The organism is Rhodothermales bacterium (assembly GCA_034439735.1).
Lineage (GTDB): Bacteria > Bacteroidota > Rhodothermia > Rhodothermales > JAHQVL01 > JAWKNW01.
In genome coordinates this window covers 1-13,428 of sequence record JAWXAX010000014.1, presented here as the reverse complement: position 1 = coordinate 13,428, position 13,428 = coordinate 1, and the positions used below count along the sequence as shown (strand labels likewise).

The 13,428-nt window shown below is 62.3% G+C and carries 9 protein-coding genes; 2 read left to right on the top strand and 7 right to left on the bottom strand.

Annotated elements, in window-relative coordinates; genetic code table 11:
• From SH809_00610 to SH809_00580, 7 genes are all read right to left on the bottom strand, one after another.
• The coding region (locus SH809_00610) for an FHA domain-containing protein (GenBank protein ID MDZ4698177.1) at positions 1 to 309 on the bottom strand (309 nt) is incomplete at its 3' end.
• Positions 310 to 342: 33 nt separating this feature from the next.
• A complete protein-coding gene (locus SH809_00605) occupies positions 343 to 1,902 on the bottom strand; it encodes a cytochrome c3 family protein (GenBank protein ID MDZ4698176.1) in 1,560 nt (519 codons plus the stop codon).
• A gap of 51 nt (positions 1,903 to 1,953) precedes the next feature.
• Positions 1,954 to 2,817 (bottom strand): hypothetical protein, encoded by an 864-nt coding sequence (locus SH809_00600; GenBank protein ID MDZ4698175.1) that lies wholly within the window; start codon positions 2,815 to 2,817, stop codon positions 1,954 to 1,956.
• Complete coding sequence (locus tag SH809_00595; protein ID MDZ4698174.1) at positions 2,814 to 4,451, bottom strand: cyclic nucleotide-binding domain-containing protein; 1,638 nt, start codon at positions 4,449 to 4,451, stop codon at positions 2,814 to 2,816. Before SH809_00595 ends, SH809_00600 begins: the two co-directional genes overlap by 4 nt.
• Positions 4,444 to 6,582, bottom strand: coding sequence for a multiheme c-type cytochrome (locus SH809_00590; protein MDZ4698173.1), 2,139 nt, complete (start codon positions 6,580 to 6,582; stop codon positions 4,444 to 4,446). Before SH809_00590 ends, SH809_00595 begins: the two co-directional genes overlap by 8 nt.
• Positions 6,579 to 8,051 (bottom strand): hypothetical protein, encoded by a 1,473-nt coding sequence (locus tag SH809_00585; protein MDZ4698172.1) that lies wholly within the window; start codon positions 8,049 to 8,051, stop codon positions 6,579 to 6,581. Before SH809_00585 ends, SH809_00590 begins: the two co-directional genes overlap by 4 nt.
• 55 nt (positions 8,052 to 8,106) lie before the next feature.
• Positions 8,107 to 10,035: a multiheme c-type cytochrome gene (locus tag SH809_00580; GenBank protein ID MDZ4698171.1), complete on the bottom strand. Its 1,929-nt coding sequence runs from the start codon at positions 10,033 to 10,035 to the stop codon at positions 8,107 to 8,109.
• Between the two features lie 484 nt (positions 10,036 to 10,519).
• Here SH809_00580 and SH809_00575 point away from each other — a divergent pair, with 484 nt between their 5' ends.
• The gene (locus SH809_00575) at positions 10,520 to 12,463 is read left to right on the top strand and encodes a protein kinase (GenBank protein MDZ4698170.1); all 1,944 of its coding nucleotides are present in this window, start codon (positions 10,520 to 10,522) and stop codon (positions 12,461 to 12,463) included.
• Between the two features lie 99 nt (positions 12,464 to 12,562).
• Entirely contained in the window at positions 12,563 to 13,201 is a 639-nt protein-coding gene (locus tag SH809_00570) for a hypothetical protein (protein ID MDZ4698169.1), read from the top strand.
• The last annotated feature ends 227 nt before the right edge of the window (positions 13,202 to 13,428 follow it).

Here is a 13,428-nt window from a genome sequence, read left to right as displayed (position 1 = left end):
GGGGGCTGGCGCGCCTACCTGGAAGATAAAATGGATGTCGCTCGCGAACGTAATCACATGGAGCGGGCCGAGCCGAACAGCTTCACCGAGCGGTATCCGGTCCACCAACGTGCCGTTGCTGCTGCCCAGATCCTCGATGAAGTAGGCGCGAGCATCTTCCTTATAAAAAATGCGGGCATGCCGGCTGGAAATCGTGTGAGGGAAGAGGATGAGGTCGCACTGCGCATCCCGCCCGATCACGGCCTCCCGCCCGATCTGATAGTCTGTGCCGGCGAGTGCGCCGGTTTTCGAGAAAAGCCTGGCTGTCATACGATTTCGTCGTCGGTCACCCTGTGAATGCGGCTACTCCAGATACTGCAACAGGTTGGAGCGCTGCGCGGTGTCGGGATGGAAGGCGTGGCATGTCAGACACGTATCCGGCGCCTTATCCGTTGCGTGGCACGTCTGGCAGGTCGCGATGCCGGGAAGATTGTGGATTTCAGCGCGATCGACTTCAGGCGACGGGATGCTGTCGATCGCCGCGAACTGGCGTATGGGGAGTTCGCCGTGGCAATCGAGGCAGCGCGCCTGGATGATATGCGCGCGGTGATTAAACTCGGAGCGGATGTACGTGCCTTGATCCGCCTGTACGCGTTTGATGGTAGCTTTCTCAACGACGTGGCACGTCTGACAGGGCATCGTCAATTCGTCGACCACGTGCTCGTAGGCCTTTACCTGCGCCGGCGTGAGGGCGGGGTTTAATTCGGCCGCGCTGACCATGAACTGGGTTTCATCCCGGAGCCGCAGCGGGTCGGCCAGCTGGCGTTCCACCCGCGTCAGGAGCGCGCCGGCCTGCTCAAGTTCCGTTTGCACGGCCCGATCGGGCTGGTTACGCAGTTCATCGATGTAGGAACGCAGGGTCTCGATCGCTTCGCCATACAACAGGTGCGCATCGCGGGGATCCACGTCGGCCGACGTGGTCAACAGGTCGGCGAGGTTGCTGGAGGGGTAAAGCGCCTGGCGCAGGGTACGCAGGTTTTCGAGCACCCAGGGATCGGCATGATACACGGGGCGCTTCCGCAGCGTGGTGCCCCGCGCCTGGAATTCGTCGGGATTCGTGAAGTAGGCCCACCGGTTGCCGGCCGCCTGGGCGCCGGCGATCGCCTGGAGCGTCCGCACTCCGGGAGACGCCCCGGACGTTACCTCGACAAACGGCGTGGCGGTGCTCGTGGTCAGGTGGCAGGCGTCGCAATGGGCATCAAACTGGATCGGCTCGAAGCCCTTGCCCTCGGCGTCGGCATTGTGGCAATAGAGACAGGTCTGTTCGATGTCGGCGAGATCTTCCTTGCGTCGCAACTCGCTCACGTGCTGCGAATGGGAAAAATGCAGATTTGCGGCGTCGGCCGTCCGTTCCGTCACGGCGTCGAACTGGGGGTGTTCTTCAAACGAGTCCACCTCGTGGCATTGCGCACAGGACACATCATTCACGGCCGAGATGTCGGCGCGGGGGCCTTCGTGTTCGCGGTGGCATGAGGCGCACGTCGCCTCGGTGGACGCCGGCACGATGCGGCTATAGTCGCCCGAACGGTAGACATAGTGGGCATCCAGGGAATGCAGGCCCAGGTCATCGCCAAATTTCTCGTGGCAAACCGCGCACTTGGTGTCCTCCACTCCCATCGACGGGGTGTGGCAACTGGCGCAATCCCCTCCAAAGCCGGCGTGGTTCGACGAGAGGGGCCCATTGGAAACAAACGACCCGTCAGAGAAGGCCGCGTCGAAGGCAAAAAGGATCGCCAGCGCTAGCGCACCGAGTGAACCGGCCAGGTACAGGGTCATCCGCCGGCGCCGCGCCGGATATCGGGTGGCCACCGGAAAGCCAAACTTCCCAAATAGGCCCTTTCTTCCTGAATTTTCCTCTGCCATTGGCGTTATTTGTTGGCCTTATAACGGAAAAACGTTCAACGCGTAACGCATTCAATAATACAGTACGGTGACGACATGCGCGGCCAGCAGCACGATCAGCGCCATCGCAACGGGGATGTGAAGCACCAGCCAGGAGCGCAGGGCGCGCTGGAGTGTAGCGTGCGCATCCAGCTCCAGCTTGGCGCGATACAGCGCGGCCAGGGCATCGAATTGTTGGCGCTCCTCGCCGGCCAGGAATTTACGGGTTGCTTCGAAAAAGGCGCTATGCCGCTGGATATGGCCGGCGGGGTCGATAAAATAGGCCATCCGCGGACGAATCGTCTGGAGTTGACCCGCCACCCGATCCCGATACAGCGCCTGAACCCGTTCGGAGGCCGTAGCTGCCAGCGCCGCGCCGTCCTTCTGGAGCCCTTCGAGCAGCTCGGCGATGCGAGCATAATTGACCTCCGTCGATAGGCCCCCCGTGAGGAGACGCGGGATCCACTTTTGAAGGACAATCCCCACCAGTCCGCTCCCCACCAGCCAGAGACTCAGCACCCAGAGCAGGCTGGTCAGGACGCCATCAGGCACGCTGAAATGGGTGTGCATGAGGACCAGCAGGAGAAAAAGCACGCCGCCATACACATGAAATTGGAGGTAGAACCAGGCCCGCTGCAGCCGCGCCACACGCACGACCCGGCGTCGCAACCCGTAGAGCGACAGTGCGACGAGCAGCACGGAGGCGGCGATGCCATACCCCATGCCCCACGCGTTGCCCGGATCGAACCGGCCCCACAGGGCATTGGCGCCGTACACCGCGACGCAAACGGCGACGGCCGCCAGAAAGCCCAGCAGCCATGTCGGCGATTGGACCCAGATGTTGAGCCAGCCCGGCGTGTTCACACGTTTGCGCTGGTAGATCGCCGTTTTTCTCATCGGGCCGCCACTTGTAAGTGAACATCCGTGCTGGCCAGCAGGGTTTGAAAATCGTCCAGACTGCCGATGCGAAAGGCGCACGAATGCGGACAGCTGTTGACGCAGGCGGGGCCGGCGTCCGACGTGTGGCACAAATCACACTTACTCGCCACCTTCCGATCGCGCCCCCGCAGCCAGGCCGGCGTCGCGCTGTCCGGCCAAGTCGTGCCGGTGTCGTGCATCACGATGGCGTCGTATGGACACTTGTTGGCGCAATTTCCGCAGCCGATACACAGGTCGTCGTCGATCGCGACCACCTCCGCGACGTTGGTCCGCCGAATGGCGCCGGTGGGGCATCCGATGAGGCAGACCGGGTCTTCGCAGTGATAACACGAGCGGGCGATCATAAAATTTCCGTACGTATCGCCCTCGCGGACAAAACGAGGCCGGCCGCCGTGGGTGCTGGCGCATCCCTCGACACAGTCATCACACCGCGTGCACACCTCAAGGTCGATCACGAGCATGCTGTTGCCCTGAACGAGGCCCTTCTCGAGGGCAAATTCGATCAGCGCGGCCTTGTCCGGCCGTTTGCGCGTGTACCCGGTGTCCTGAATCCGCTGCACGGCGGCTTCCCACAGCTGGCGCGTCACCGTCGGCTCGGTCTCCAGCAATTCTCGCAGGTCGCCCCGATCGATGCGCACCAGTTCGCTGTATCCTACCGAAGTCGCGGAGAACAGCGCCGTGTCGATCCCGTCCAGCAGCAGTTCGATTTCGCCCAGCGTCATCCCTTTGCTGAGGTAGGTGACGGTCGCTTCGCGCTCGCCGATCGTCTGCCCCAGTTGGATGAAGCCCGAGCGCACCATGTACACGGCGTGCACGGGGGCGCCTTCCTCCATGAACCGATCACCGGGCGACAGAGAAACCAGCTCGACGCGTCCGGCCAACCGCTGCATGAATGCGCGATCGACCTGCTCAAACAGAGGGGTGTTGACGAGCTGGCTCATCAACGCACGCTCCCGGTACAGCGCATCAAGCGTCGCTTTAAAGGTGTCGGATCGTTTTTTCAGCTCGCGGAGCGCCGGCAGACGGATCTGGATGAGAGTCGCTTCCTGGGCCACGCGCGCGGTGGCGGACTGCGGCCACCCGTTCAGGCTCCCGATCTCGCCGAAGATTTCGCCGGCGCCCAGCGACATCGACTCTCCGCGCGGGATGTCGACGTCCATGTTGGACAGGAACGTGATCGGACGATTGTGCCCGGGCTGCGGCATCGGCGCCGCAGTAGCCGGCGCGACGTTTTCAGACCCCGTGAGCACCGTGCTGTTGAAGATCGGGCGCGCCGTATCCCTACGGAGCTTGTCGATGTACACCTCGACCCTTCCGGAGAGCACGTAAAAGGCGAGATCCAGGTAGCTGCCCTCTTCGAACAGGATGGCGCCTTGCTCCCACGTCGCCACCGAGATGTCGTGCGCGATCGCGTCAAGCGCCGGGGCGTCGAAGTCCTTAAACAGATCCAGCTTCATCAGCTCGGCCGAGCTGAGCTGATTCGAGAATCGTTTGATGCCCGACTGATTCCCAAACCCCGACCACCGGTCGTCAAACAAGTTTTTCGGCGCATCCACCTTGATCGTCGCCGTCGAGCGTGGTTCTTTACTCATTCCGGCCCAGGGCTTTGTATACGGCTTCGAGCCGCTGCTTGACGATGCGTAACACCTCTTCGGCGGCGACGGAATCCGCAACAGCCGGCAGGGGCGGGAGCTGAATGTCGGGGCTGGTCGCGGGCGCCGCCGGAAGGCCACGCGCCACCGGGCGCGGACGCGGCGGGACGGGCGGGGCGCTCACTACCGGATCGCCGGCCGTGGTCGAGGCCTCGATCGCTCGGGCCGGGGCGGCGGGTGGCCGGGCCGCTGTCGGCGGCGGATCGGGAGCACGCACCACATCCACGGAGGGGACCGGGCGTTGCTGCTTGATCCGGTCAAACGCGGCACTGAGCGCGTTTTCGTCGATATCGGGTTGCGCCGGCCGCTCGAGTTCAGGATCCGGCCAGTGTTTTATCGCGGCGTTGCCCTCGCGGATGTCGTACCCACTGCCGGACGAATGCCCGGATGCCAGCAGTCGCTCGTCGGTAATGTGATGACAGCGGGCGCAGTTTGCAGCGCGAACTTCCACGTCGCGCAGATCGACTAGTCCTTTCTGGAATCCTTGCCCCCGCTTGTGGGGCGTGAAGTAGCCCGAACTCGGGCCATGGCAGCTTTCACACCCCACGCTTTCAAACACGGCCGCGCTGCCGATGCCAGACTCAATGGTGCCGTGGCACTGCATACAGATCTGGTCGCCCTGTTTCATCTGAGCCGGCGTCAACCCGTACACCCGGGCAATCTGGAGTGCTTTCGACGAGCCGTTCGCCACGGGTTCGGAGCTGCGGCTGTGCGCATCGTCAAACAACCAGTCTTCCGCCCCGCCGTGGCAATTGCAGCCGGGGATCGTCACCTCGAAGGTCTCGGCGGGAAACCAGGCCGGCTTACTCCTCAGCTCGCCGGAAACACGTATGGCGGCGACCGGTGAGGCCGGCGGTGGCGTGACGGGGGGCGCAGCCGTCGGCGGGTCCGGGTCCGGAGATGGGGCCGAGGGGTCCGAAATCGTGGCGGCATTGGGGACGATCTCGGCGACCGTTTCCTCCGAGGGAACTGGCACATCCGATGGCTCGGCGGTCCCGCCTGCGATGATGGGGTCGAGCGCGGCGAGGGTGCTTCCATCCAGGCGCGCGCTGGCGCGCTGGCCGGCGTCCCGAATCCTTTCGGCGATGGCCATCAACGAGGCGTTGTTGTTCGGGACCAGGCGGACGTCCTTGTGCAGGCGCAGGATTTCGCCGATTTCCTCGATCGGGCTCGCGAGCATGATCTGTTCGATTTCGCGAACGGCCGAAGCGACGCGGCGCTCCATGGCCTTGGCATAACTGCCGGCCTCCGTTGAGACGGCGGCGGCACGGATGCTGTACTCATAATCGAGCATCCTGCCCACGACATACAGCAAACGCGTCCGCTCGGGCGTCCGAGGACGGTTGCTTTCGTCGTTGCTCCATTGCGCCTGCAAGAAATTGTGGCTGATCTTGCCCGACCACTCCGTCAGTTCGAGCTTGCTGCCGCTCGGGTGCCGGCCCACGTTGATGAGCTTCTCGGACGGCACGGTGTGGCACTCAAAGCAATTGGCCGCCACGGCGTAGATGTCGTCCGAGGGACGCAGCATCCCGCCGGCGATGCTGGCCTGCACGCGCTGCGCCTGATGGGCATCCGATTCGGTATCGTGGGTCGCGCCACCGTAGTCGTTGTGCTGGTCGAGCCAGTCCCTGGCGGCGCCGTGGCACGACTCGCAGGAGACCCCCGCGATCGCACGCGCTTCGCCGTCGCGTACTTCCGCGGTGTAGTGGCACGTCAGGCAGAGGCTCTCGCGTTTCGACAGGCGGAAGTCCATGCGTTCGAGAATGCCCTGCGCCTGCTCGGAGCGGTGCATCGTGTCGAACCCGCTCGCGTGAGGGGTACTTTTCCAGGTATCGTATTCGAGGCTGTGACACTCGCCGCAGGGCACCCGATCGTCCGTGGTCGAGAGAACGATCTTTTCCGGGTCGGTGCGAAGATAGGGGGAATCCGCTTCTTGCGCGGGTACCAGGGCCAGGGCGCGCAGGGCGGGGTAAGCCATTGCCAGGCCAAGGATGACCGCGCCCGGGAGGATCAGCCCGGCATAGGTTCGCATCCAGGCGACCATCGTCGCGGGCATCCAGCGCACATTCATAGTTGAATTACCAGTTCCAGACGCGCACCCGTGGTCACATCGCCCTCGGTGGTAGAAACAACAAGCCCATCGACGAGGAGCACCCCCCGACGGAGCAGGGCCACCTGATATCGGGCCGTTCCGCCAAAAGCATCGGTTTGAACCAATCCTTGTACGTCGTAATTGGATCGCCCCCCGACTTCGACGATGACCTGTTGACGGGTGCCCTTAAAAAAGAGCTGGTAACCGATACTTCCCCCGTAGGCATAGTCCGGCTGGTTGCCCAGCGGCGCTCCAAACCGCCCGAGCCCCACCGAGGCGAAGAGCAGGCCGGTCCCTCCGAGCGGCCCGCCTGTAGACGGACCCCGTGCCGCCGAGCGGAACTCCCCTAGCCCGACGAACCCACTGATGTAGACGTGGTTGTGGGTATGGTGGGGCGTCCACGAAAATTGATCGGTCAGGATGACGCCGTTGCCGGTATGAATGCCCTGCTCGCCAATTACCCCCGATGCGACGGCGCGCCACACGTTGTTGAAGCGGCCGATGCGCCGGATGCTCGAGAGCCCGGCATAAGCGCCATCCCCCTCCAGATCGTCCGCCAGGACAACGGCCACGTCCGCCTCGACCGTCCGTTTGCGGGTGTCGGTTTCGGTAAAGAGGCCGAACAACATGGCGGACTTATCGCCCCGATTTGCGCCGTTCGCGCCTTCGCCGGCACCCACGGTGCGGTCGATATCCCCCCAACCAAAGAGAAGCGTGGCGCGCATGTTGACGAGCGCGCCGAATCGCATATTCGCTTTCGTGAGGCCGACCATGTCGATCGCGTCCTCATTCAACAGCAGGCCTTCCTGAAAGCTCAGCGGCTGCCGGCCCACCGAAATCCCGATATCCAGGCCTTTACTGTCGCGCCAGTCTGCCGCCGGAAACAGTTCGCCCAGATCTCCCTCAAAAAAGAGTGTCCGCACCCCGAAATTTAACTCCTCTTCGAAGTCTTCCTCCGTCGACTCGGCGCTGGATGCAAGCGTGTATCGTGTGAAGCGCCCGTCCTGGTCGAGTGGTCGGAATCCCACCAGCACGCGCTCGGTCGATGTGAGGTACAGATTCCCAAACAGGTCGAAGCGGAAGGCCGCCTCCGTGAGGTTGATGTCCTGATCCCCCACAGACCTATTTAACCCCTGGACGGCGGAACGGAGTGTGCCGAACGCCATCAGCGCCGGCTGCCACACCGCCCCCGTCGGCATACGCATCCCTTTCTTCAGCGTCCCGGTGCCTAAAAACGGCTCTCCCAGCTCAAAAATGGGCTTTGGGCGATCTGGAAGGATGGCAAGCGGGATAGGCTCATCTGAATAACGGCTATTACTTTCGTCCTCGCCGCCATGATCCTGGGCACGGGCCGACGAGGCCGGCACAAGGCTAAACACGCCGATGAAGAGCCCGGCAAGGAGGCGAGAGGTAAACGATGCGTTTGCGCGACAGATGGGTAGTGGCATAGACGAATAGGTAACGAGATGCCGGAATGAATGACGGGACGCTTCGAACGCGGCGTTACTGAGCGCTCAACATGACTTCCCGTTCCCACAGGACCTGAGCGCCTTCGGCGACACGTGTCGCCACGGTTCTGGGCGACATGTAATAGTCGAAACCGACATCCTGGATCTCGGCGACGAGGTTCACCGGCACCATCTGTGCAATCAGCCGGATTTGCGCGCGATAGGGTGGCGTGCTCCCGATGAGATCGGACCGCGAGACGACATACTCCGGCCACTGACTGTCTCCCGGAGCAATTGTAGCCCTGTGTTTTCGCGCGCCGGTAGGCCGCCCCAGCAGCACGGTAGAACGCGTGGACGGGCGCAAGAACGGCAACGGATCGGGCGAGTAGTTGACGGCCAGCACCTGCTCTCGCTCGCCGCCACGGATCATGCGGGTGAGGAACTTCGACTGCAGGCTGAACAGGTACTTGTCCAGCGGCAATTCCCCGTTGTGGACGTAGATCGAGTGGAGATCGCGCACGTCGCCGTTCGGGTCCCGATCGCCGGACACAAAAACGACGTTGCCATTCGCGTCGGTTACGGTGACTTCGAGGAAGACGAGGCGCTCGGCGTCGAACCCGGTGGGTACGTTGTGGCCGTCGGTGCCGTTCGACACTTCTACCTTGAACGATATGCCGCCAGGCCCCGACTTCTCCAGTTCGACGTCTCCGAGCACGTAGCCGACACGCAGGATCGTCAGGCGCTGCTCGGCGATCTTATCCAACAACACCTGATTCTCGTTGAGAATTTCCCGGGCGTCGTACCGGTCATCGGCGAAGGTCCAACGCTCCGGGAAAACGAACCCTGCCGGGATGTTGTCCTCGAAGGCGTCCGTTCCCCAGCCGGCTTCTGTTTCGAAGGTGAGCCATTCTCGGATCGTCGCCATCTCCGCGGCGCGCACGTTGTGCGGGAAGAAGCCGGGGTGGACGATCGAATAGTCCGGGCCGGCGAACATATGGTTCGTGCGCTTGCGGTCGCGGGTCGGCTTACCCCCTACGATGGCGGCAGGTCCGGTGGCGTAGCCAGAGGCCTTTCCGGGCTCGAGACCCATGTGGCAGTCCTGGCAGGATATATTATTCCGGGCCGCGTCCGCCGCTTTGTACTCACTAAAGGCCTCCTCCAGCCGAAACCCGTTTACCAGATTGACGTCGTGGCAGGCACCGCAAAAAGCCGAGGTAGTGATCTGCGGGAGTTGCTTCGCATCGGTGTGGATGGAACGCCCCGACTTACCGCGCTCGGTGTTGACGCTGTACCCGCTGTCGTCGGCGGTAACCTCCGTCAGGATCTCATTGCCGAGCGAACCAAACACCGGGTCAAAAATATCCCCCTCCACAATGGCCAGGCGGCCGCTGACTTTTCCGTAGCCTTCGGATATTCGGTGACAGGCAATACAGGTTATGCCTTCGCGCGACGTGGGATGACGATCCATGTTCGTCATGTACTCCGGCTCGCCCAAGTTCATCCCCACTGGCGTGTGGCACCGGATGCAGAAGTCCCCATTGGTCCCGTTGGTGAGCTTGAGGATCTTCCCGTGCATCGCATTAAATACCGGGCTCAGCTGGGCATAAGCATGCGACGAAACGGACCACTCTTTGAAGTGATCGGGATGGCAGTTCGCGCACGTGTTCGCGGACGGGAAACGCTCCTCCAGATCCAGTGCGGCGTGCACCGAGTCCACCCAGCGGGCGTATTTGAGGCTGTCGTCCGTCGCCGGCATCGTTGATTTACCGGGCCACAGCGCCGCCTCGCCAAGTAAAATGGCTTCGTACGCCGGCACCTTCGAGACCGTGGCCAGCTTCTTTTCAGGATCGACGCGGTTCGCGGAGTCCTCCGCGGGAGGCGCGAACGCGGCTACAAGAAAAACGACGAGTGCGAGTCCACCAGGGAGAGCGCTACGAGAATAGCAACGACGTGTGAGCAAAAACGAACGTACAAGCTGACGCATAGACATCAGGCAACGACCCCGGGGAACGGGTCAAATGAATTGAATGAACACTACACTACTTCTATACCCAGTAGCCCTTAGGAGCTTTCAGGCAGGACCGCGAAAATGCGCAAAGATCGGCTTACTACAAAATATCTAACCGTGCGCTCTGGACGAGAATGTGACCTGGAAGCAATGTTCGTTCCGAGCGTGCTGTCGTGAATATCTGCCAACGAAACTCGACAGTCAACGGACAAGCCGCCGGCGTCAAAGAAAAACTTCCTGCGGTACGGGGCCGCTCGCGGAGGGCCGGGGTGCTTTTTTCCTTCCTCCGCAGGATTCGGATCGGACTCGAATACGTTATCTTCCGGAACTTGAACCCGGCATCGAAGACACAATATCCTGTCCTCACCTTTTTGCCAACACCTCGTGTTGTATCTTCGTACATCCCCCTGAGCACCCATTCAGCATCGTTCCACCACAGGATCCCTGGTCTAAAAGTACGATGATTGGTCAGTCCATCGAGAATTATGCGATCGAGGCCGTGCTAGGGCATGGGGGGATGGGTATTGTGTACAAAGCCCTCGACACCTCGCTAGACCGGGTAGTGGCCTTGAAGGTGATGAACCCCGGCGTGGCGACGAACGAGGAGTTTTTGTGGCGATTCAAGTCGGAAGCCCGGGTGCTCGGCCGGCTCCAGCACGCGAACATCGTCAACGTGTATGCTTTCCGTCACATCGACTCCCATCTGTTTATAGTGATGGAGTATGTGGGCGGCGGGACGCTCGGCCATCTGATCGAACGCCAGGGCATCCTCCAACCCAGGCAGGCGCTTCCGATCATCAAGCAGAGCCTCCATGCGCTCGAAGTGGCGCACGAGGCGAATATCATCCATCGGGACATTAAGCCCGCCAACATCCTCCTCACCGAACGGGGGGACGTCAAGATCAGTGATTTCGGGCTGGCCAAGATCCAGGAAGAAAGCTCTTCGATGATGACTCGGGTGGGTGTTACCGGCGGGACGCTGTATTACATGCCTCCCGAGCAGTCCGAAGCCCTGAGCAAGGTCGATCACCGGGGCGACCTGTACGCGCTCGGCATGACGCTCTACCAGATGCTCGCCGGCCGGATGCCTTTCAACGCGGGCAGTTCGGCCTATTCGATCATGAAGGCCGTCGCCGAAGAGCAAATCCCATCGCCCGACACGTTCAACCAGCATATGCCGCCCGGGCTGGTAGCTATTGTGATGCGGGCGATCAAAAAAGACCCGGACAAACGCTACCAGAGCGCCCGCGCCATGCGCGAGGCGATCGAAGCGTTTGAGACCGAGCAGCGTCCTGCCCCGGCGAAAACGCCGGCGCGCCCTGTGGCGATTGACAAAACCGTTATGTTCACGCCGGCTGACGCACCGAAATTCACGCCCCCACCACCGCGCCCGATGAACAACGCCCGCGCGGCTGCGGTGCCGGAACTCGCGACGTTGCCTCCCGGACGAGATGCGGCCGCCACGCGGCCGGCGGGAGGGCGTATCCTGCTTTTTGCCGTTGCCGCACTGGCCGTGGTGATCGTTGCCTTTGGCCTGTTTCGATTCATGGGGGAGGATCCCGCGACGCAGCAAACGGGAGATACAACCCCCTCGTCCACCCTGGCTGATGGCGCTCTTGCTGTTCCCGACAACGGGACGGCCGGCGCGGAGTTCGAAGGGGCCGCCTCTGGCACGCCGTCGTCCACTCCGTCCCAGGCCGAACCGAATCCCGGCGGACAGGCCCCTATCGAGCGTCCCGAGCAGGGCGGCAATGTTGTTTATGAAGTCACGATCACCTCTACCCCGTCCGGCGCGCAGGTCGTATTCGACGGCCAGCGCCAGGGCACGACACCGCTGAAGGTACCTGGACTTTCCGCCGGCACGTATCCGGTTCAGCTGCGGCTCGATGGCTATCAGAACTGGACCGGCAGCCTCAAGCCGCAGGAGAAAACCACCCTCTCAGCCCAACTCCGTGCGCAACTAGTCTCGACACGGGTCGTGGTGCGCCCCTATGGGTCGCTGTTTGTAAATGGAGATAAAAAACTGGATGGCGATGTGGCGGCGTACGAAGACCGGCTGCCGCCCGGGCGCTACACGATGCGCGCCACAAACCCAGCGCTCGGCACCTGGGAAAAACAGGTGGTGATTCGACCTGGCGACAAAGACCTCCTCATTTTGTTTAATTTCGAGCCGGAATACACCCTGACCGTCGTTTCCCCACCCGTTACCAACGCAGAAATTTTTGTCGACGGCGTCTCGCGGGAAGCGCACACGCCCAGCACCATCAAGCTCCATCCCGGCAACCATACCATCGAAGTACGAAAAGAAGGGTATCGCCTGGAAGGAGGACCCAGGTCGCTGACGCTGGAAGGAGACCTGAAAGATCCGTTAGCCTTTACACTCGTCGAAGCCAACCGGGAATAGCCCCAACACATCGCGGTTTGTTGGCCCGCAATTCAGTTTGCACAATTCTTGCTTCGCCGCTGTCATTTTCGACAACCTGACACCATTCGCTACCTGATCATGCGGATTCGCAACTCCACCGTTCAGCCGCGAACGATGATCCTCGCCCTGGCCCTGCTGGCGTGCGCCACGACCGCCAGCGCCCAGGCGGTGCGTTGCAGCGACCTGCTCGTGGAGGCCAATCAACTCTACTCCCGCGGCGCTTTCGACCCGACGATCGCGTTGATCGACCAGTGTATCGCCCTGCCCGACGTGACGGATGGGGAGCGACGGACGGCCTATCGGCTGAAGGGGTTGTGTTTTATCGGCAAAGGCCTGGAGGTCGACGCCCGGGAATCCGTTCGCCGGCTGCTGAACCTGGTACCGGATTATGAGCCCGACATCGCGATGGACCCGCCCAACTTCGTGGCCATGATCCAGGAAGTGCGCGCGGAAATCAACACGGAACTCGCGCCATCGGCAGAGCCCCAAACGCAGCCGCCGGCCGTTGTGCAGGCGCCGCCGCAGCAACCTGCTAGTCAGCCCGCTACCCGGCCCGTTGTTAGCAACCCGCGACGCAAAAAAAGCAGCACCGGCAAATACGTGCTGGCCGGCCTCGGCGCCGGGGCCGTCGGGGGCCTCGCGTTTCTCCTCCTGAAAGGCGGCGGGGATTCCGACGGTGGTGACGCGATCGCCAATCCACCCGCTCTTCCCCAGTGAATTGGCCCAGTGAATTGGCCCAGTGAATTGGCCCAGTAAATTGGCCCAGTGAGTCTGCTCTTCTCGCATTTCTGGCACCATCCGTCGACCTCGCACGCACTATGAATCTGTTCGTTTGTCGCCCGCAGGTCGGAATCCTGCTCCTGATCATCGCGTTCGCGCCTCCTGCCCTGGCGCAGGAAAAGGCCGCGTCGGGTCCCCTGCCCGTCATCACCGCCACCCCACAT